General features: G+C 62.7%; 13 protein-coding genes. 8 read left to right on the forward strand and 5 right to left on the reverse strand.

Translation table 11 applies throughout. The annotated features are described in order from the left end of the window. Positions 1–182: 182 nt before the first annotated feature. From AZH53_RS08415 to AZH53_RS08425, 3 genes are all read left to right on the forward strand, one after another. Complete coding sequence (locus tag AZH53_RS08415) at positions 183–1,421, forward strand: exonuclease SbcCD subunit D C-terminal domain-containing protein (protein ID WP_319643068.1); 1,239 nt, start codon at positions 183–185, stop codon at positions 1,419–1,421. Beyond that, the gene (locus AZH53_RS08420) at positions 1,418–4,717 is read left to right on the forward strand and encodes an AAA family ATPase (RefSeq protein WP_319643069.1); all 3,300 of its coding nucleotides are present in this window, start codon (positions 1,418–1,420) and stop codon (positions 4,715–4,717) included. Before AZH53_RS08415 ends, AZH53_RS08420 begins: the two co-directional genes overlap by 4 nt. A gap of 69 nt (positions 4,718–4,786) precedes the next feature. After that, the gene (locus AZH53_RS08425; protein WP_319643070.1) at positions 4,787–6,193 is read left to right on the forward strand and encodes an HAD family hydrolase; all 1,407 of its coding nucleotides are present in this window, start codon (positions 4,787–4,789) and stop codon (positions 6,191–6,193) included. Between the two features lie 52 nt (positions 6,194–6,245). On the opposite strand, the gene pepD is transcribed toward AZH53_RS08425, so the two are convergent. After that, positions 6,246–7,736, reverse strand: a complete 1,491-nt coding sequence (gene pepD / locus AZH53_RS08430) for a beta-Ala-His dipeptidase (RefSeq protein WP_319643071.1) — start codon at positions 7,734–7,736, stop codon at positions 6,246–6,248. Between the two features lie 215 nt (positions 7,737–7,951). Between pepD and AZH53_RS08435 the strand changes: the two genes are divergently transcribed. After that, entirely contained in the window at positions 7,952–8,395 is a 444-nt protein-coding gene (locus AZH53_RS08435; RefSeq protein ID WP_319643072.1) for a MarR family winged helix-turn-helix transcriptional regulator, read from the forward strand. Positions 8,396–8,419: 24 nt separating this feature from the next. Then, complete coding sequence (locus AZH53_RS08440; RefSeq protein ID WP_319643073.1) at positions 8,420–9,886, forward strand: MATE family efflux transporter; 1,467 nt, start codon at positions 8,420–8,422, stop codon at positions 9,884–9,886. 83 nt (positions 9,887–9,969) lie between these two features. On the opposite strand, the gene AZH53_RS08445 is transcribed toward AZH53_RS08440, so the two are convergent. After that, positions 9,970–10,545 (reverse strand): flavodoxin family protein, encoded by a 576-nt coding sequence (locus tag AZH53_RS08445; RefSeq protein ID WP_319643074.1) that lies wholly within the window; start codon positions 10,543–10,545, stop codon positions 9,970–9,972. Positions 10,546–10,864: 319 nt separating this feature from the next. Here AZH53_RS08445 and AZH53_RS08450 point away from each other — a divergent pair, with 319 nt between their 5' ends. Then, complete coding sequence (locus AZH53_RS08450) at positions 10,865–13,495, forward strand: hypothetical protein (RefSeq protein WP_319643075.1); 2,631 nt, start codon at positions 10,865–10,867, stop codon at positions 13,493–13,495. Positions 13,496–13,586: 91 nt separating this feature from the next. Here the strand turns inward: AZH53_RS08450 and AZH53_RS08455 are convergent, their stop codons facing one another. Next, positions 13,587–13,850: a 2TM domain-containing protein gene (locus AZH53_RS08455; RefSeq protein WP_319643076.1), complete on the reverse strand. Its 264-nt coding sequence runs from the start codon at positions 13,848–13,850 to the stop codon at positions 13,587–13,589. 156 nt (positions 13,851–14,006) lie between these two features. Between AZH53_RS08455 and AZH53_RS08460 the strand changes: the two genes are divergently transcribed. Continuing rightward, a complete protein-coding gene (locus tag AZH53_RS08460) occupies positions 14,007–14,372 on the forward strand; it encodes a DUF5518 domain-containing protein (RefSeq protein WP_319643077.1) in 366 nt (121 codons plus the stop codon). A 127-nt stretch (positions 14,373–14,499) separates the two neighbouring features. Here the strand turns inward: AZH53_RS08460 and AZH53_RS08465 are convergent, their stop codons facing one another. Beyond that, entirely contained in the window at positions 14,500–14,829 is a 330-nt protein-coding gene (locus tag AZH53_RS08465) for a 2TM domain-containing protein (RefSeq protein WP_319643078.1), read from the reverse strand. A 42-nt stretch (positions 14,830–14,871) separates the two neighbouring features. On the opposite strand from AZH53_RS08465, the gene AZH53_RS08470 reads away from it, so the two are divergent. Beyond that, positions 14,872–15,483: a class I SAM-dependent methyltransferase gene (locus AZH53_RS08470; RefSeq protein ID WP_319643079.1), complete on the forward strand. Its 612-nt coding sequence runs from the start codon at positions 14,872–14,874 to the stop codon at positions 15,481–15,483. 113 nt (positions 15,484–15,596) lie between these two features. Here the strand turns inward: AZH53_RS08470 and AZH53_RS08475 are convergent, their stop codons facing one another. Then, positions 15,597–17,480 (reverse strand): Nramp family divalent metal transporter, encoded by a 1,884-nt coding sequence (locus AZH53_RS08475; protein WP_319643080.1) that lies wholly within the window; start codon positions 17,478–17,480, stop codon positions 15,597–15,599. Positions 17,481–17,591: the final 111 nt, after the last annotated feature.

Raw genomic sequence — 17,591 nt, forward strand, 5'->3', positions numbered from 1 at the left:
GTGACACCGACCCGCACAACACAGTTTCACCCTGCAGGAGAATTCTTCTTCAGCCTGTCCCGGAAACATCCTGGCATGGCTATCGCCGGCAGCACGGAACCCTCGTTTTTTTCCTGTTGTCCCTCCGGCAATCCCGTCCTCCCTGTCGCCACGACACCGCCCTTCCTCCCGGAGGGATACAAATGAGGATCCTCCACACCTCCGACTGGCACTTGGGAATGACGCTGTGCGGCAGACGCCGCGAGAAAGAGTCGGCCGAATTTCTTGCATGGCTCGCGGGTGTGATCAGGGATACGGACGTCGACGTCCTCCTCGTCACCGGCGATATCTTCGACAACGGCACCCCTCCGACGTGGGCCCAGAGGCTCTATTACCGCTTTTTGATGGAGGCCGCAGAGGCAGGGTGCCGCCATATCATCATCACCGCCGGAAATCATGACTCTCCGACGTTTCTCGAGGCTCCCCGCCACCTCCTCGAAGCGCTCAATATCCATGTCGTCGGGTCTGCCGGAACGGACGATATGCGGATCATCCCGCTCCCCAGTGAGGGCGGGGAGACCGGCCTCCTCGTCTGCGCCGTCCCGTACCTCCGCGACCGGGACATCCGGCGGTCGGCGCCCGGCGAGTCCGTCGCCGACAAGGCTGCACGGGTCCGCGAGGGGATACAGCAGCATTACCGGGATGTCTGGGACGCGGCAGTGGCGATGCGCCGGGAGACGGGAACGGAGGTGCCCGTCGTCCTGACCGGCCACCTCTTTGCGGCAGGCGGTATCACCGTCGAGGGCGACGGGGTGCGTGACCGGCTCGCAGGCTCCCTCGATCGCGTCGGGGCCGACGTCTTTGACGGGGATGCCGCATACGTCGCGCTCGGGCACCTCCATGTCCCCCAGACGGTCGGAGGCCGCACAACCGTCCGGTATCCCGGCAGTCCCGTCCCCGTCGGCTTCGCCGAGGCCGGACAGGAGAAGGAGGTGCTCATTGTCGATGTTGCAGCCGGCGCCCCCACTATCATAGAACCCGTCTCCGTCCCCTGCTTCCAGCGGCTCGCCACCCTCCAGGGTGATATGGATGACATCGCGGACGGACTGGCAGCCCTGAAGATGGAGGGAACTCCCGTCTGGGCCGAGGTGATCTACGACGGCGACGAGGTTCCCGGCGACCTGATGGCCTGGGTCGCCGAACTGACCGGCGAATCCACTATCGAGGTGCTCCGGGTTACGGATGCCCGGCTGGTTTCGCAGGCGATTCGCGCCGGCGAGGGCTGCGAGGATCTGTCCCGGCTGACCGAAACGGAGGTATTCCTGCGCTGCATGGACGACAGAAACGTCCCGGAGGACCAGCGGGGAGTGCTGATGGATGCATTCATAGAGATCCTCGATGCCGTCCACCTCTCCCCTGATGAAACGGAGGAGGAGGCATGAAGATCCTGAAGGTGACCCTCAAAAACCTCAACTCCCTCGCAGGCACATGGATCATCGATCTCACCCACCCGGCCTACAGTGACGACGGCATCTTTGCCATCACCGGCCCCACGGGCTCGGGGAAGACCACCATCCTCGATGCCGTCAGCCTCGCCCTCTTCGGGAGGACGCCCCGGCTGGACAGGATCAGCAGCACCACCAACGAGATCATGCACCGGCAGGCGGCCGAATGCCTCGCAGAGGTCGAATACGCGACCGCGACTGGCACCTTCCGGTGTACATGGGCACAGGAACGGGCGTACCGGAGGACCGACGGGAAGCTCCAGCAGCCGCGCCACGAGATTGCCGACTGCCGCACCGGCGATGTGCTCGCAACGAAGAAAAAGGAGGTCCAGGAGCTCGTCGAGGAGACCTGCGGGATGGACTACGAACGCTTCACCCGCTCGGTGATGCTTGCTCAGGGGGCCTTTGCGGCGTTTCTGAACGCCTCCCCCGACGAACGCTCCCCCCTGCTGGAACAGATCACGGGGACGGAGATCTACTCGGATATCTCCAGGGCCGTCCATGCCAGGACGAAGAGCGAACAGGATACCCTCAGGGTTCTTCAGGCGGAGATGGAGGGCATCCGGCTTCTCGCGCCTGAGGAGCGCGAGGCGCTCCGTCACCGACAGGCGGAGCTTGCCGCCGCCGGCGAGGCCCTCAGGACCAGAACCGGCGCAGTCAGGGAAGACCTCGCATGGCACCGCACCATGCAGCGGATAGCCGCAGAGGTTGGCGCCATCGCGATCGAACGGGCCGATCTCGTCGAACAGACCGCACAGGCGCAGGAGGAACTCGGCCGCCTCGCAGCAGACAGGAAGGCTGCGGCGCTGGAGGGGGACTACAGGAGTCTCGTCACCCGCCGGGGCGCCCAGGAGCATGACCGCCAGATCCTCGATGGGCATCTCGCCGCCCTTCCCGGCCTGAGGGAGGCCGTTGATCTCGCCGGGGGGGCGGTTGCAGCAGGGCAGACCGCCCTCACAGAAGCACGGGCTGCGGCCGAGAGAGCGGCACCTGTCCTCCGGGAGGCACGTGAACTCGACCTCCGGCTGCAGGCGGCAGCCGGCCGGCTGGAAGACCTCGGGGATGCCCTTGCGGAGGATGAACGGGAATGGAATGCGGCGGAGTCGGCCCTGCGCCGTACCCGTGCCGTCACCATCCCGGACGATACCATGGATGCTGCCGGCGCCTTCCTCGCCGCCTGTGGCATCACCGGCGCACCCGCTGCGGAGTATGCCGCCATCTGCATAGCCGTGGATGCCCTCCCTGCCTCCCCGGACGGGACGCCCGGCGGCCCGGCAACTCTCCTTTTCGACGCTTGTGACGCCGCCGAAAGCCGGAAGGCGGCGCTTCTGTCCTCCCTTGCAGCAGCCCCGTCGTTCCGGGACCCGGCCACCATCCGCCGGGAGGAGGCCGCCGCACAGGAAAAGACCATCCGGCTCACCCTTCTTCTCGAGGGACTTGCCCGGGCGGACGATGACCGGAAACGACAGGTGGACCTTGCCCTCCACATCGACGAGGCGCAGAGGGAGAGAGACCGGCATGAGACTGCTCTTCAGGTCTGCCGGGACCGCAGGGAAGACAAGGAAAAGCTGATACGCCAGATGGAAGAGAACGCCCGCACCATCGCGCTCATAAAAAACTTTGAAGAGGAGCGGCGCCACCTCCGTGAAGGGGAGATGTGTCCCCTCTGCGGTGCAACGTCGCACCCGCTCGCTATCGGCGGGGAGGCCATCCCCCGGGAGAATACCAGGGAGATCCTGCAGGAGCAGGAGGCGCTGGGCACGCTCCGGGATGAGGAGACGGAACTCAGGTCCGCCATCGCCCGATGCGGGAGTGTCATCGACGCCGCCGGAAAGGAGCTGGAGGAGATTGCCGCCCGGGCTGCGGAGGCGGAGAGGAAATGGACCGATGCATGCAGGGCATGCAGACTGGACCCCGGTGCCCCCGACCGCGAAGCGGGGGTGAGGGCGGCCCTCCGAAAGATCGAAGACCGGTTGCAGCACCTGGATGCCACCGGGCGTGGCGTTGCATCCTGCACCCGGCTCCTCGACGCAACGGAGACCCTCATTCTCCGGGGGCGGCAGGCCGCCGCATCCGCCCTGAAACGGGCCGCATCGGTCACCCGTACCAACGACGCCATGGCCGTCTGTGAACGGCTTGCACACGAACGACGTTCCCTTCCCGCCCCTGACGACCCGTCTGCAGAGGAAGAACGGCTTTCCCGGGAGATCCGGAGGGCCGAAGGGTCCCTCGAGGCCGCACGGGAGCGCCATGCAGCCGCCGTTCAGGCGGTAAGCGGCAGGGAGGGGGAAGTGCGCACCCTCAAAGATGCCCTGCGCAGACGCGGAGAGATGATAGCGGACACGGAAACTGCATTTGGCGATCTGCTCCGGGACGCAGGATTTGGCGGTGAGGAGGAGTTTGTCTCCTCCCTCCTGTCACCCGCGGAGCGGACGGCGCTCGAGAGCGAACGTTCCCGCCTTGAGACATGGGCCGCCGGCCTCGATGCCCGGGAACGGAGACTCGCCACAGAACAGGACGACCATCTCCGGCGTGGCAGGCCGGCGGCAGAGGCGGAGGCGCTCGAGGAGGAACTTGCCGCCCTGAACACCGCACAGGAAGAGAACGCGGCGGCCGTCGGGGAGGTGCGTCAGCAGCTGCGCCGGGACGATGAGGAACGGGCCCGCTGCGGCGAGCAGGAGCGCCGCATCGAGGCGCAGAAGGCCGAGACCGACCGGTGGAACCGGCTTCACAATCTCATCGGCTCGGCCGACGGAAAGAAATTCCGCAACTACGCCCAGGGGCTCACCTTCGAACGCATGGTCGCCGCGGCGAACCGCCAGCTGATGCAGATGAGCAGACGCTACATACTCACCCGCTCCCCGGAAACCCCGCTCGAACTCTCGGTGATCGACAATGACCAGGGCGGCAGGATCCGGTCGACCCGCAACCTCTCCGGCGGTGAGAGCTTCCTCGTAAGCCTCGCTCTCGCCCTCGGGCTTGCTTCGATGGCCTCGGGGAGGGTCAGGGTCGACTCCCTCTTTTTGGACGAAGGATTCGGCACCCTCGACGAGGACGCCCTCGAGATGGCACTGGCCACGCTGACGACGCTTCGCGATCAGGGAAAACTCATCGGGGTCATCTCCCATGTTCCGGCCTTAAAGGAGCGTATCGGGACGGCAATCACCGTGAGCAGATCCGGCGGCGGCACCTCCCGTCTCGAGGGTCCCGGGATCACTTTTCTCCGGAGATGAGCCGGCGGTACACACGATCTTTTTTCCCTCTTCCTTTCGTATCAGGATACACCGACCGGTGATACGACCATGCCGACCTGGATGACCCGTCTCGCCCGCCACTATCGTGCGGCAATGCTCCGCTTTCCCGACAGCAGGCAGCTGATCCTCTTCGATATCGACGGAACGATCGTCGACAGCCGTGAATCCGTGCGCACCCTGCTCCAGGCCTACGACCGCGAACACGCCACCGCCTACTTTGCGGATCTTACGGCAGATGCCGTCACGGTCACCGAGGATCACCTGGTGGCACTCCTCGCCGCACGAGGGGTGCCGGAGGTTCTTCACACTCCCATACAGGAGTGGTGTTCGGCCCGGCGGTGGTCAAAGGAAGCCGCCCTCGCCTCCCACCGCCCCTATACCGGTGTTCTCGAAGTGATCCGGTGGTTCCAGCTTCAGCCCCGGACATTCGTGGGCCTCAACACCGCACGGGACGAGACGCTCAGGGAGACGACCCTTCGCTCCCTGAACGCCATCGGAAGGGAATACAAGGTCCGGTTCTCCTCCGACCTCCTGCACATGAACCCCGGCGGATGGGAGGAGATCCAGCGGAGCAAGGCGGCGGCGATAGACTTCTTCACCGGGCAGGGGTATCACGTCTTTGCGATGATCGACAACGAACCGGAGAACCTGAGGGCGGTCGCCCTCGAACACCCCGAAGAGACGCTCCTCCTTCTGCACGCCGATACCATCTTCCGGACGCGGCGGACCCGTCTTCCGCCGGAGGCGGTAAGCGGGACCGGCTACCGCCTCGCCGACATCGTCCGGACACGAGGCGACCTCCCCCGCCACATCACCTTCGTCTGGCACGGGGTCAACAACCCCCGTACACTCCGCCAGTTCCTCGCATCGGGGATTACATGGGCGGAGGTGGACATCCGGACCGGACCGGACAGCGAGTGCGTCTGCGGGCGGGAGAGAGAGGGCGAAGCCTCCCTGTCCTTTGCCGCAGCGCTCGCTGCCGTCGGCAATGCGGGCAGGAGCCTGCGTATCGAACTCCGCGAGGGTGGACGACTTCCCGCCCGGTGCATCGATGCCCTGAACGAAAAGGGCTGGAAGGAGGAGAAGCTCTGGTTCCACTGCGACCCGGAGTTGACCGGCCCCGGGGCTGTCGGGGCACTGCGGGATGCCTTTCCCGCCGCTCTCATGCAGGTCCCCGGCGATGCTGTTGCCCTCGCGCTCCAGGAGGGAGAGGAGCATGCCTGCGGGGCGGTCGCCGCGGCACGGGCCCTCGGGGCAGAACGTCTCTCCTTTCGTTTTACGACGCCAAATCTCGCGGACACCCTCGATTTTCTGGACCGCTGCGGCATGACGGCGGACATACGCAGGGAAACGGAGCTCGACGATTTCCTGCGAAGCGTCCTTCTGATGCCCGCATCCGTCGCTTCGGACTTCCGCTTCCCTCCGGGATGGGATTTTGCCGGAAGAACCGAATGAAGAAAAGAGAGGAAGAACCCGGGCATGCCGTCGATGCCCGCAGGTGTATTTTTTAGGCCGTTTCGGCAACCGCCGCAAGGCGTGCGAGAACCGTTGCGAGGAGCCGGTACACCTTCCCGATGGAGACGACCGTCACCGATTCGCGGTGCGTATGGGCGTCCGAGATGTCGGGCCCGACGGCGATGATGTCTGCATCCTCGATTTTGCGGGCAAACTGGGCTGCCTCGAGCCCGGCATGGAGCGCACGGACCTCGGGGTCGGTTCCGAAGAGATCGCGGTAGGCCGCAGCCATCACCTCCCGCAGGGGGGAGTCATCCCGGCGCTTCCAGGCGGGGGAGACCCCGAGAGTCTCCACAGGGATATCCGCCCCGCGGCCGATGGCACGCAGCCGCTCCCCGACGGCGGCGAGCTCCCCGTCGTCGTTGCTGCGGGCAGAGATACTGATGGACATGATGCCCGCCGACTCGGTGCAGAGGGCGGGGTTTGCCGAGGTGGCAACGAGTCCGGGGATGGCGGCGTCCATGGCAAGCACACCGGAGGGAAGGGCGGCGAGAAGATTCACCATTATCAGGGCGGCCTCCGGCAGGAGGACGCTCTCCTGCGGGGAGGCGGGGAATATCCGGATGCGGAGGTCCGGGTCCTTTTCCCGGTATTCGGCCCTGACAAGGCGTTCCTCCTCCCGGATGAGACGCGATGCAGTCCCGCGGGCGGCACCGTCGAGGCCGATGACCGCCACCGCGTGGCCGGGAATCACATTCGCACGCTCCCCGCAGGTGACGGACGCAACCGCACACCCCGTCTCCCGCATCAGTTCGGTGAGGATGCCACCGAGAAGGATGAGGGCATTTGCCCGGCCGGCATCGGCCTCGATGCCCGAATGGCCTCCCCGTCCCCCCGCAACCTCGATGGTCTGCCAGCTCACGTCCCCGCCGACACGGATACGGGGGGCGGGCACCGAGAATCGTGCCTCCATCATTCCCGCAGAACTGACGGTGAACGCCCCTTCCTCCTCGTCGTCGAGGTTGATGATGGTCGTTCCGGCAACGGAGGCAGGATCGAGTGACTCTGCGCCGTGCATGGTCGTCTCCTCCTCGGTCGTCGCGATCAGCTGGAGCCGTGGATGGACGAGGTCCGGGTCGGCGAGAAGGGCAAGACCGATCGCAAGGCCGATGCCGTTGTCGGCCCCGAGCGATGTGCCGCGGGCCCGGATGACGCCGTTCTCCTCGTACCAGTCGATACCCTCGCGGGCGAAGTCATGCTCCTCACCCGGCGCCGCCACGCAGACCATGTCCATATGTGCCTGTAGAACGACCGCAGGGGCGTCCTTCTTTCCGGCCGACGCCGCCTTTTCAAGAAATACATTCCCAGCCCCGTCCTGACGGGCAGTGCAGCCGTGCTCTTCCCCCCATCGCATCAGGTGTGCCGCGAGCTCCGCTTCCCCCCCCGAACAGTGCGGGTACGCCGCCAGCTCTCCGAAGAGCTGCACCACCCGCCGTGCATCCTGTCCGCCTGCCGTCTCCTCTGTCGCTGAGCCGTCTGTCATGTCCGTCACGTCTGAACAGTGATCTTCTCTCAATACAGAAGAGAGTATCCATCCACGGCGGGAAAGCCGGGAAATCAACCGGAAGAACACAGGAGGGCGTTTAGGGCAGAGCCCCGGCGCGGCGGAGGAGGAGAACCGGCAGTACGGGTCTTTAAGGGCACGCCGGAGACTGTTGACATGTCAACAGTTATACCCGCTGAGAGCGACCTTTCTCAATGCAACCGGACGAATCCCTCCCGTCGGACCTCCCCGTCGGAGCCCTCATCTCCGTCCTCTACCGTCATAGGAACATGCTCATCAATGCCCGCATGGCACACCTTGGCATCTCGGCCGGGACCTTCCCGCCGCTGATGTACCTCTCCCACCACCCGGATGCCACGCAGGACGACATTGCGATGCGACTGTGCATCGACAAGGCCGCGATTGCACGGGCCTTCCGGAAACTTGAGGAGGAGGGGATCGTCCGGAGAATGCCGGATGAGGAGAACCGCAGAAAGGTGCGGCTCCTCCTCACGGAGAAGGGGGGGGCCACGGTCCGTGAGAGCACCGCCATCGCGGACGCCATCGACCAGGAGATCACGGCAGGCCTGACCAGAGCCGCCCACGGGCAGTTCGTGGCGTCCCTCCGGACAGTGGCGCAAACAATCATTCACCTGTAATAACAGCACCAGCACGGATATTCCATGACACACCACCATACCGACGCACCACCAGAGAGCGGGGCCGCCGCTCACACCACGAATACGCCATCCAGCACCTCTCAACCATCCCCCACACGGGGCGTCTCCATACTCACCGGCGATCCGAAAAAGGCTATTCTGAAACTCTCAGGCCCGATGATCGTCGCGATGTTTCTCCTGATGGTCTACAACATCGTCGATGCGATTTGGGTGGCGGGGCTTGGCGCCGACGCACTCGCGGCGATCGGGTTCTTTACGCCGATCTTCCTGATCCTCATCGGTCTCGGAAACGGCATAGGCTCGGGAGTGACTGCAGCGATCGCCCGTCACATCGGTGCCCGGGATAAGGCTTCCGCGGACAACACCACGATGCATGCCTTTCTCATCACGGGTATCCTCTCGATCGTCCTGACCGTCGTCCTCCTCGCATGCCTCGAACCCCTTCTCGTCCTCATCGGGGCGGGGCCAACTCTCGACCTTGCATTGGAATACGGCACCATCGTGCTTGCCGGGACCGTCTTCGTCCTCTTCACGAACATAGGCTACGGGATTCTCCGTGCCGAGGGTGACATGAAACGGACGATGTACGCCCTTGCCGCCTCCTCGGTCCTCAACCTCGTCCTCGACCCGATCTTCATCTACACCCTCGGGATGGGCATTGCCGGGGCGGCCGTCGCCACCGTGATCTCCGTTGCCGCGGTCTCGGGGGTCCTTGTCTACTGGTTTGTGATACGAAGGGACACCTATGTGGACATCCACCGGAGGAGCTTCTCCTACAGTCCTGTCATCATCAGGGACATCCTCAGCGTCGGATTGCCGGCGAGCGCGGAGTTCATGCTGATGTCCCTCGTTGCGGTCGTGATGAACAGCCTCCTCGTCTTCATCGCCGGGACGGATGCGGTTGCGGTCTACACCGCCGGATGGCGGGTCATCCAGTTTGCGATGGTTCCCCTGATCGCCATCGGTACCGCGGTGATCGCGGTCGCAGGCGCCCTCTACGGAGCCCGGCGCATCTCAGACCTGAAAGTGGTCCATACCTATTCGGTCGGCATCGGCACCGCGGCATCCCTTGCGATGAGCGTGCTTACGTGGGTGTTTGCATCGCAGATCGCGATGGTATTCTGCTACACGGAGGAGAGCGCCCACCTGCTGCCGGAACTGACCGCCTTCCTGCGCACGATGTGCTTCCTCTACCCCTTCATTCCGATCGGTATCATGTCCTCGAACATCTTCCAGGCGATAGGAAGGGGACTTACCTCGTTCATCCTCGCCTTCATGCGAAACGTGATTCTCATCATCGTCTTTGCAGCTCTTCTGGGGCTTGTCCTCGGGCTGGGGGAGAGGGGAATCTGGTGGGGCATCATTGCAGGAGACGTGGTGGGAGGTATCCTTGCCTACTCATGGGCCGTCCTCGCCATTCGCCGGCTGAATAAGGAAGTTTCGGAGGCGACGGAGGAGAGGGCGGCATAACCTCCTTCTTCTCCCATGCGGTGCTCCTTTGCCGGAGAGGGGGCCCGGAGAACACCGGCCCCATCGGGGCGGGTAAAAAAGAGTTATTCCTGTATCTTCTTTAAGAGCCAGGCCATGTTTCGGCCGAGGTTTTCCATCGTGACGATCCCCTCCTCGTCGTCGTCCACATCCCCCGGGGCGAGGCCGACGCCGAGGTTCCAGTAGGTGGAGCCCACCGTCACCATCTCGGAGATCCCGAAGAGGTGGTTGATCGTGTCATAGGCATGGATGGCCCCGGCACGGCGCACCGCGACGACGGCGGCACCCGCCTTTCTCCGGAGGAGGCCGTCGTTTGCAAGCCCCACATACCCGGCACGGTCGATGAGGGCCTTGGTTGCGGTCGAGACGTCCGCGAAGTAGGTTGGGCTTCCGATGAGGATGCCGTCGGCCGCAAACATCTTCGCCATCCACTCGTTCATCGGGTCGTCGTCGAGGATGCAGCGGCGATCCTTCGTCTCGAAGCAGCGGTTGCAGGCGATGCAGCCGTTCACCTTCGTCGCCCCGATATGGATGATCTCGGTCTCGATGCCCTCCTGTTCGAGCTCGTCACAGGCGGCCCGGAGGAGATGGTAGGTATTCCCCTTCTTGCGGGGGCTCCCGTTGAATGCGACAACCTTCATGGCGGATTCACTTCCCGCAGATATGCCGGGCGTGGTATTTATCGGTAACGGGGGCAGGACAAAAGAGTACGAGGGGCTTGGGAAATGGCCACCAACGCGGACACCGAATTCACTGACCCGCAGATCCGGAGAATGGCCGATCTTCCTTATTTCCACACCGAATCTTCATCCAGGTTCATTCTATATCCAAAAATACATTTGATTTCCATTTAATCAATTTTTTTCTTGAAATATCTCAAAATGGTGTTTTATTTATATTAGACATCATACGCCGCTTATTTATGGATCCTATTTCTGAAGAGCGCTTATCATCTCTCAGGTGAACCAGACGAAACAGGAGCCTTTCATCATGACCCGCCACCTGTTTTCCACCTGTATTGGTATCGCAATCCTTCTCCTCATACTCGGTACGGCAGCACCCGCCGCCGCCACCGACTGGGGCGTAAACACCACCCACTACCGGGAGCTTCCGTCCGGTCCATCCTATGCCAGCGCCACTCCCATCCAGGGCGCCATCGACGCCGCAGCCACCGGCGATACCATCACAGTGGAATACGGCAGCTACGACGAAGCTGTCACCGTTGCGGACAAGGATCTCGAAATCACCGGAACGCCGTCGGGGGATACCCTGCCCATCCTCCATGATTCATCCGGGACGGCATCTGCACTTGTCTCCTTCACCAACACGAGCCCGTCATTCGGGGGTTTTGCACTGGAGAACGATGTAAGCACGGATTATGGCATAAACATCGCTATCGCCCGCAATGTCACCCTTCACAATGTGAGCGCCGACGGGTTTGATGTCAGCGCCATCCATATCGGGGAGGTATCAGGAACCCATCTACTAACCGATATCAGCGCCACCGGCAGCATCACCGGGCCGAACATTGCCGTGGACACTCTTTCCGGCAGTCCACTGACGGATACCGCCACCCTGCGATCCGTCACCGCATCAGGGGCACTGGCCGGGGAGGGAATCGCCATCGAATTCGCAACCCTGCCGGTCAGCTTTGAACATGTGACCACTACCGGCAACAGCCTATCGAACATCCGCATCATGAATGCAGGCAGTCCTGACAGGTATCACACCTTCACGTTCTCCGACCTCATAAGCACGGGCTCGCACGGCGGCAACGGCCTTTACATCTCCATCTGCCGCGGGCCACTCGTCATCAGGGATGCAAACCTCAGTGGCAACCGGGGAAACGGAGCCTCCGTCGAATACTGCGGCCTCGACAATACCTCCGTCCCGGCAACGACCACCCTTGCCAATGTGACGGCCTCGGATGCAATCGCTGGATATGGTATCACTATTCATGAATGTCGGGGCCTCCTGACCCTGACCAATGTGACGGCAGAGCGCAACCATTATGAGAACATCAAGCTCGATGAGGTCGGTCGCAGTGGTATGGCCGAAACCATCCTCACCGACATTACCGCCACAGGGTCCGCCGCCGGCAAGGGCATCGGGGTAGGTTCCAGTACGGCACCGGTCACTCTGGACAATGTCACCGCAACCGGCAACAGCCTCCAGAATATCTGGCTGGGGAATATGCATGATGAGACCACCGTCCGGACAGTCACGGCTATGGATTCGGCAACCTCCCATGGCATCGAGATCGGATCTATTGAAGGATCGCTGCTCCTCTCCGGTGTCACCGCCTCGGCAAATGACAAGAGCGGCATCGCAGTCTATACAGAAGGTTCGAGCCTCACCCTGCAGGATGTGACGGCAAATGAAAACGGCCTCTCAAAGCCGGCGGACACATCATTTACCGAGACCGCGGGTATCTGGCTTGACATTCCGGGAACGCCTGCCGGAACCATCGATCGGATCAGCGCAGACGGCAACCAGGGGCCGGGGTTCTATATCCAGAGTGCGTACCGGGAAGCCATCGGAATAACGGCGGAAACCATCTCTGCATCGGGTAATCTTATAGGAGTCCTCTTCTCCTGCAGCGGAGGGGTCTTTACGAATCTTTCCACCTCCACAAACACCTTTGCCGGCATGATGTTTGACAGGGAAGCCTCCGGTGTCGTGGTGACGGACAGCACCGCAAACGAGAACCCGTTCGGCATCATGTTGGGCGGAAATATCGCTGGCATGGCAGAGATCACCTACGATGCGGAACAGTTCATGGATCGCAATAACAGCTACTATTACGATGCCGTGTATGACATGTCCGGGTGTGAACATATCGCCATCCGCGACTGCACCGCACAGGACAATTCGCTCTGGGATCTCTGGGTAACCCCGGTGGCCAGCATGGGCGATATCACCATCGAAGACCTCTCGACCCTGCCCGAAACCACGGTGTCCCCTGGCTTCAGCCCCTCTACCCATGGCCTGATGATGAGCGGCAGGGCGGCCTCCGACGTCCCTGCGCTTCCCGCCGGGGCATCCTCGACCCAGTTCGTTCTGGTCGCCGCAACGGACCCCAGCCTGGAGTATTCCCTGACTACTCCCCTGACCTTTACGGTGCCGGGACTCTCCGCTGGCGACGATGACGCCATATGGACCTCCACCGGCGGGGCGTGGACCTACTGGCCAGGTGGCGGAGTGCGGGACATCCCGAATGGCACCATCTCCCTGACCGGCCTCGATCTGACATTCGCAGGCACCTACGTTTCCCCCCTCACCGGCGCCGTCGTGCCGACCCCCATTCCTCCCCCGGAGACCGACTCCGACAGCTTCGACTTTCCGCCGGTGACGCCGTCACCCCTGCCATCAAAGACCCCCGAGGCCATCGCAACGGAACAGGCGCCGGATGAAGAACCAAAAGAGGAAGATTCGGACGGCGATGACAGTGACGCAGGGGAACCGACCCCCACGCCCGTCGTCTCTGTCCCGTCAGAGATGGCCGGAACTCCCACGAAAACCCCCTTCGCCCTGGCAGTGACTCCGTTCGGCATTGGCACCGCTGCCCTGCTCCTCCGGCGGCGAAGATAATCTCTCCTCTTCTTTTATTCACGGTATTTTGAGGTACTGCTCCTGAAATGAGAGAGCCGAGGCCCGGCGTTGTTACAAATTATTCGGGTATTTATGTCCGCCCATCCCCGTATACCTGCCAGGCATGCCACATGAGGAAGAACCCCCAGAGGATGGTTACGGGAACGACCCAGAGGAGTGTCGGGGTGAAGAGGAGATTTACCGCAATGAAGACCATCGACACACCGATAAAGAGGACGACATGGTACCACAGGCCCCGCTTCTCCAGTTCCCGTGATCGCTCGCCCGGGACAGCGGCCGTTCCCGCCACCGCCGGCATCTTCTTTCCTTCCGTGTCTTCCGTTCTTCCTTCCATCACCATCATTCCCACATCCGGCACTATCACCCGGTTTCGCCCAGTATGTGAAGGACGGGCGCTTATATCTTTGCGTCAGCCACCCTGCGACCGGAACCGGCGGACTTCCGGCTGCCGCCACAACCTTTAACACCATCACCACCTACCTGAACGACCATGCAGGTCATCCCCCCGATTGTGACGGGCTTTCTCCTGATCGTCATCCTGAGCATCGCCTTTCCGGCATACACCCTCCTCTGGGGGGTTATCGGCGGTATCGTTGCCGGCGCGATGGTGCCGGGAGACTGGTACGACGGCGTGAAGGTCGGTCTTCTCACCGGTATCATCGCAGCTGCCGTCTTCGGCTTTATCGTCCTCGTTGGCGGGACCCTCGTCCTCGGCGTGCTTGGGTTCGTCATCGGCCTGGGGACCACGTTTGTCCTTCTCATCCTCTCCGTCTTCGATATCCTGATGGCGGCCGCGGGCGGTGCCCTCGGCGGGGAGATGGGTTACCGGTACAGGGCATGGCGGCGGAAAACCTGATCACCGGCCGGTGGAATCCCGGATAAAAAAGAGCGATATCCCGACCATCGCACCGCTCACCATCAAGGGTTTCAAAAAAAATCATCCTAAAAAACAAGCTTTTCGCGGAATACCCGGCGAACGTGTTCTACTTCTTCTCCTTCTCCATGATCTCCCGGATCTTGCGCTCCTCCCATTCCTCCCCGAGAAACCGGTTCTTCGCGAAGACCCGGTAGGCCTGAACGATAATGCCGATTCCCCAGAAAAAGGCGACGAAGAGGACCCACCAGAAGCCGGGGGTGAAGAGGTAGTTGATCACCGCGAGAAAAGCGTTCACCAGGAGGTAGGCGGCAAGGGCCAGATAAAACCCGCGTATCTCTTCGACCCGCTTCTTTGCTTTCCGGTATGCCTCGTCTTCGGTCATGGAACTTCTGCCGGAGATGAGACGGCAGAACAGATAAATCATAGGGCATGCCATTCCGGCAACCTATATCCGGCTGCGATGCGCACATTTCCTAGAATGTCCGGCAGCGAAGAATGGGACGAGAACTACCGGCAACGCGGGCGTCTCTGGACCGGCGGGGTGACGGGCATCCCTCCGCTGCCGCCGGAAGGCAGTATCCTCGAACTCGGCTGCGGCAACGCGAAGACCATCGCCGCGGTCGAAGGTGACGCCCGACGCATCACCGGCATCGACATCTCCCGCCACGCCCTCGCCCTCGCCCGGGCCGCGGTGCCGCAGGCGACGTTCTGCCAGGCCGACGCCCGAAACCTCCCCTTCCGGGACGGGACATTCTTCGCCGTCATCGCCTACCATATCACCGGCCACCTCACCGCCGCGGGCAGGGCGGTGCTTGCGGCAGAGGCGCTGCGGGTCCTAGCTTCCGGCGGGGTCCTCTTCGTCCGGGAATTTTCGACAGGGGACTTTCGCTGCGGAAAGGGAACCGAGACGGAGTCGATGACCTTCCGGCGGGGGACCGGCATCTATACCCACTACTTTACTCCGGACGAACTGGAAGCTCTCTTCGCCCCCGCCCGGCTCATCTCCCTCGAATCCCGCGGGTGGGTGATGCGCATCCGCGGCAAAGACTACCCCCGGGAAGTCATCGACGCCGTCTTTCGCCGGGAGTGACCAGGCACAGGGCAGGGTGATTGCGGTAAAAACAGCTTCCCCTGCCTTGTCCTGATCATCCCGGAACTCGTTCTCCTTCTTCAGGAAGGCCCGGTCCCACGCCCGCTCTCCTCCTATTCCCTCCCCTCCATGAGGCGCAGGTACGCCTCATGCTCCATCATGGTCCGGCCGCGTTCCCGCAGGATGTAGCGGAAGAGGATGAGCCCGAAGGCATTCGCGATGGCCATCGGGAGAAACATCGCCCAGGCGGCCTCCGCCATCTCCGCCGGCGTCGGCGAGGAGAAGAGCGGGATGAGGAGGAAGACATGGACGGCCTCCACCACAAAGGCCAGCAGAACCATACCGAGGTAGCCGATCTTTTTGTCCCTGAACCGGGCATAGAGGCCGGCAATCACGCCGGCAGCGACGGGGGCAATCGCGGAGGCTAGAGCGGTCCATCCGCCGTCGGCATACCGGTAGACGCCGCCGATGATGCCGGCAAGACCGCCCACCACGGGGCCTGCCAGAATGCCTGCGATCATCGGCCCGAGTTCTGCGAAGTTCACCAGGAGATCGTCATACGGGAGACCTCGCATCGTCCCGTAGATGGAGAGCCCTCCGAAGATGAGAACGACCCAGCCCACGTCCTCCACCGTCGTCCCCCCTGTCATCAGACGCTCGAAGAGGTCGGTCCGGGAGACCGCATAGAGGATGAGAATGACGACCGCAATGCGTTCTGCGAGTGGGATGCCGAGGTCAAGGATGGCCCGTTCGCTCATCGCGGCGATATAGAGGTAGAGGACACTGCCCGCACCCATCACCAGCAGCCAGACTGGGGAGCCGCGGGCATAGGTCGGCAGCCGGCGGTCGATATAGATCACCATGAACCCGAGCACCCCGAACATCACCGCACCGGTGGCGGAGACGAGACTGATGAGGTCGGGTGCGTCCTCCATCAGGATACCCACCATGATGAGAACCGCAAACCCGGCCAAAACACAACGGTAAATGGTCCGCTCATCGTGGGAGCTCCTGCCAGTCGAGGCGAGAACGGAGGCGATCGCCCGGGCACGGCCGTCCATCCCCGAGATGACCGCCCCGACGAGGACGAGGACGGAGGTGATGAGGAAGAATGCCGCACCGCCGGGGACGGTGTCGAGCACCTGGTGCACCGCCTCGGCGATCGCCTGACCGAACGGAAGAGAGGCGAACTCCTCGATCACGTAGGCGACCTCCCCGAGGGAGAGAAATATGAACGAGACAACGGCGATGATGAAGAACGCGAGGACGAGATCGAGGTTGATGCTCTTCATGTGCCGGTGGAAGTAATTCTCCCCGTGACGATCCCCGATCTTCTCGTGCAGCCAGACGGAGTAGAGGAGAAGGTTGAGGCCGGAACCGATCGCCCCCAGAAGGGCCATCGTCTCCAAAAGCCCCTTCTCGGGGATGGCGGGAACAAGTCCCGCAAGGATCGCCTCGCCCGGAAACGGAAGGGAGAGAAGGGCATAACCGAGCGCAAGGAAGAGGAGAACCGCAATCGCGATGACCATGTGTTCGAGCCGTTCATAGGACTCCTTCCAGAGGACGAGGAGGGCAAGAGCGAGGATGGCAAACGCCGTCAGCGTCATCGGAATTCCCGGGATGACGAAATTTACCATATATCCCGCTATCAAGGCGATTGCCCCGAACCCGAGCATCTCGAAGAAGTAGAGGAGGGAGATGAACCAGACCTCCCAGTCCCTTGGTCCGGGGATCTGCCGCAGGCCGCTGAAGATCTGCTCCCCCCGGGCGACCGTGAAGCGGGCGATGCCCTGGACGAAGGCGAACTTGAAGACGAGGGCAAGCAGGATCACCCACAGGAGGGCATACCCGAACTCGGCACCCGCCCGCATCACCTCGGTGATTCCCGATTCACCCGAGGCCTCGATGGCAAGGATGAGACCGGGACCGAGGAAGAAGAGGCGTTCCGCACAATGCGGCGGCAGGCGTGCGATGATGCGGTCGTGGATAAATCCCATGGACGGTGCTCCATATACTCCCGAAGGAGACGTTACAGAGGATTCTTCGCGGGATAACAAATCCCTTCGTACTTGAACCCGGCGCATGCCGCCAAATCAGAAGGGATCAAG

This window comes from Methanovulcanius yangii (genome assembly GCF_018687785.1).
Classification (GTDB): Archaea; Halobacteriota; Methanomicrobia; order Methanomicrobiales; family Methanomicrobiaceae; genus Methanovulcanius; species Methanovulcanius yangii.

Excerpts from the sequence above, each read along its gene's own strand:
- AZH53_RS08440 (WP_319643073.1), top strand. The coding sequence starts at position 8,420 with ATGACACACCACCATACCGACGCACCACCAGAGAGCGGGGCCGCCGCT.
- AZH53_RS08460 (WP_319643077.1), top strand. The coding sequence starts at position 14,007 with ATGCAGGTCATCCCCCCGATTGTGACGGGCTTTCTCCTGATCGTCATC.
- AZH53_RS08435 (WP_319643072.1), top strand. The coding sequence starts at position 7,952 with ATGCAACCGGACGAATCCCTCCCGTCGGACCTCCCCGTCGGAGCCCTC.
- AZH53_RS08470 (WP_319643079.1), top strand. The coding sequence starts at position 14,872 with ATGTCCGGCAGCGAAGAATGGGACGAGAACTACCGGCAACGCGGGCGT.
- AZH53_RS08475 (WP_319643080.1), bottom strand. The coding sequence starts at position 17,480 with ATGGGATTTATCCACGACCGCATCATCGCACGCCTGCCGCCGCATTGT.
- AZH53_RS08420 (WP_319643069.1), top strand. The coding sequence starts at position 1,418 with ATGAAGATCCTGAAGGTGACCCTCAAAAACCTCAACTCCCTCGCAGGC.
- AZH53_RS08455 (WP_319643076.1), bottom strand. The coding sequence starts at position 13,850 with ATGGAAGGAAGAACGGAAGACACGGAAGGAAAGAAGATGCCGGCGGTG.
- AZH53_RS08425 (WP_319643070.1), top strand. The coding sequence starts at position 4,787 with ATGCCGACCTGGATGACCCGTCTCGCCCGCCACTATCGTGCGGCAATG.
- pepD (WP_319643071.1), bottom strand. The coding sequence starts at position 7,736 with ATGACAGACGGCTCAGCGACAGAGGAGACGGCAGGCGGACAGGATGCA.
- AZH53_RS08445 (WP_319643074.1), bottom strand. The coding sequence starts at position 10,545 with ATGAAGGTTGTCGCATTCAACGGGAGCCCCCGCAAGAAGGGGAATACC.
- AZH53_RS08465 (WP_319643078.1), bottom strand. The coding sequence starts at position 14,829 with ATGGCATGCCCTATGATTTATCTGTTCTGCCGTCTCATCTCCGGCAGA.
- AZH53_RS08415 (WP_319643068.1), top strand. The coding sequence starts at position 183 with ATGAGGATCCTCCACACCTCCGACTGGCACTTGGGAATGACGCTGTGC.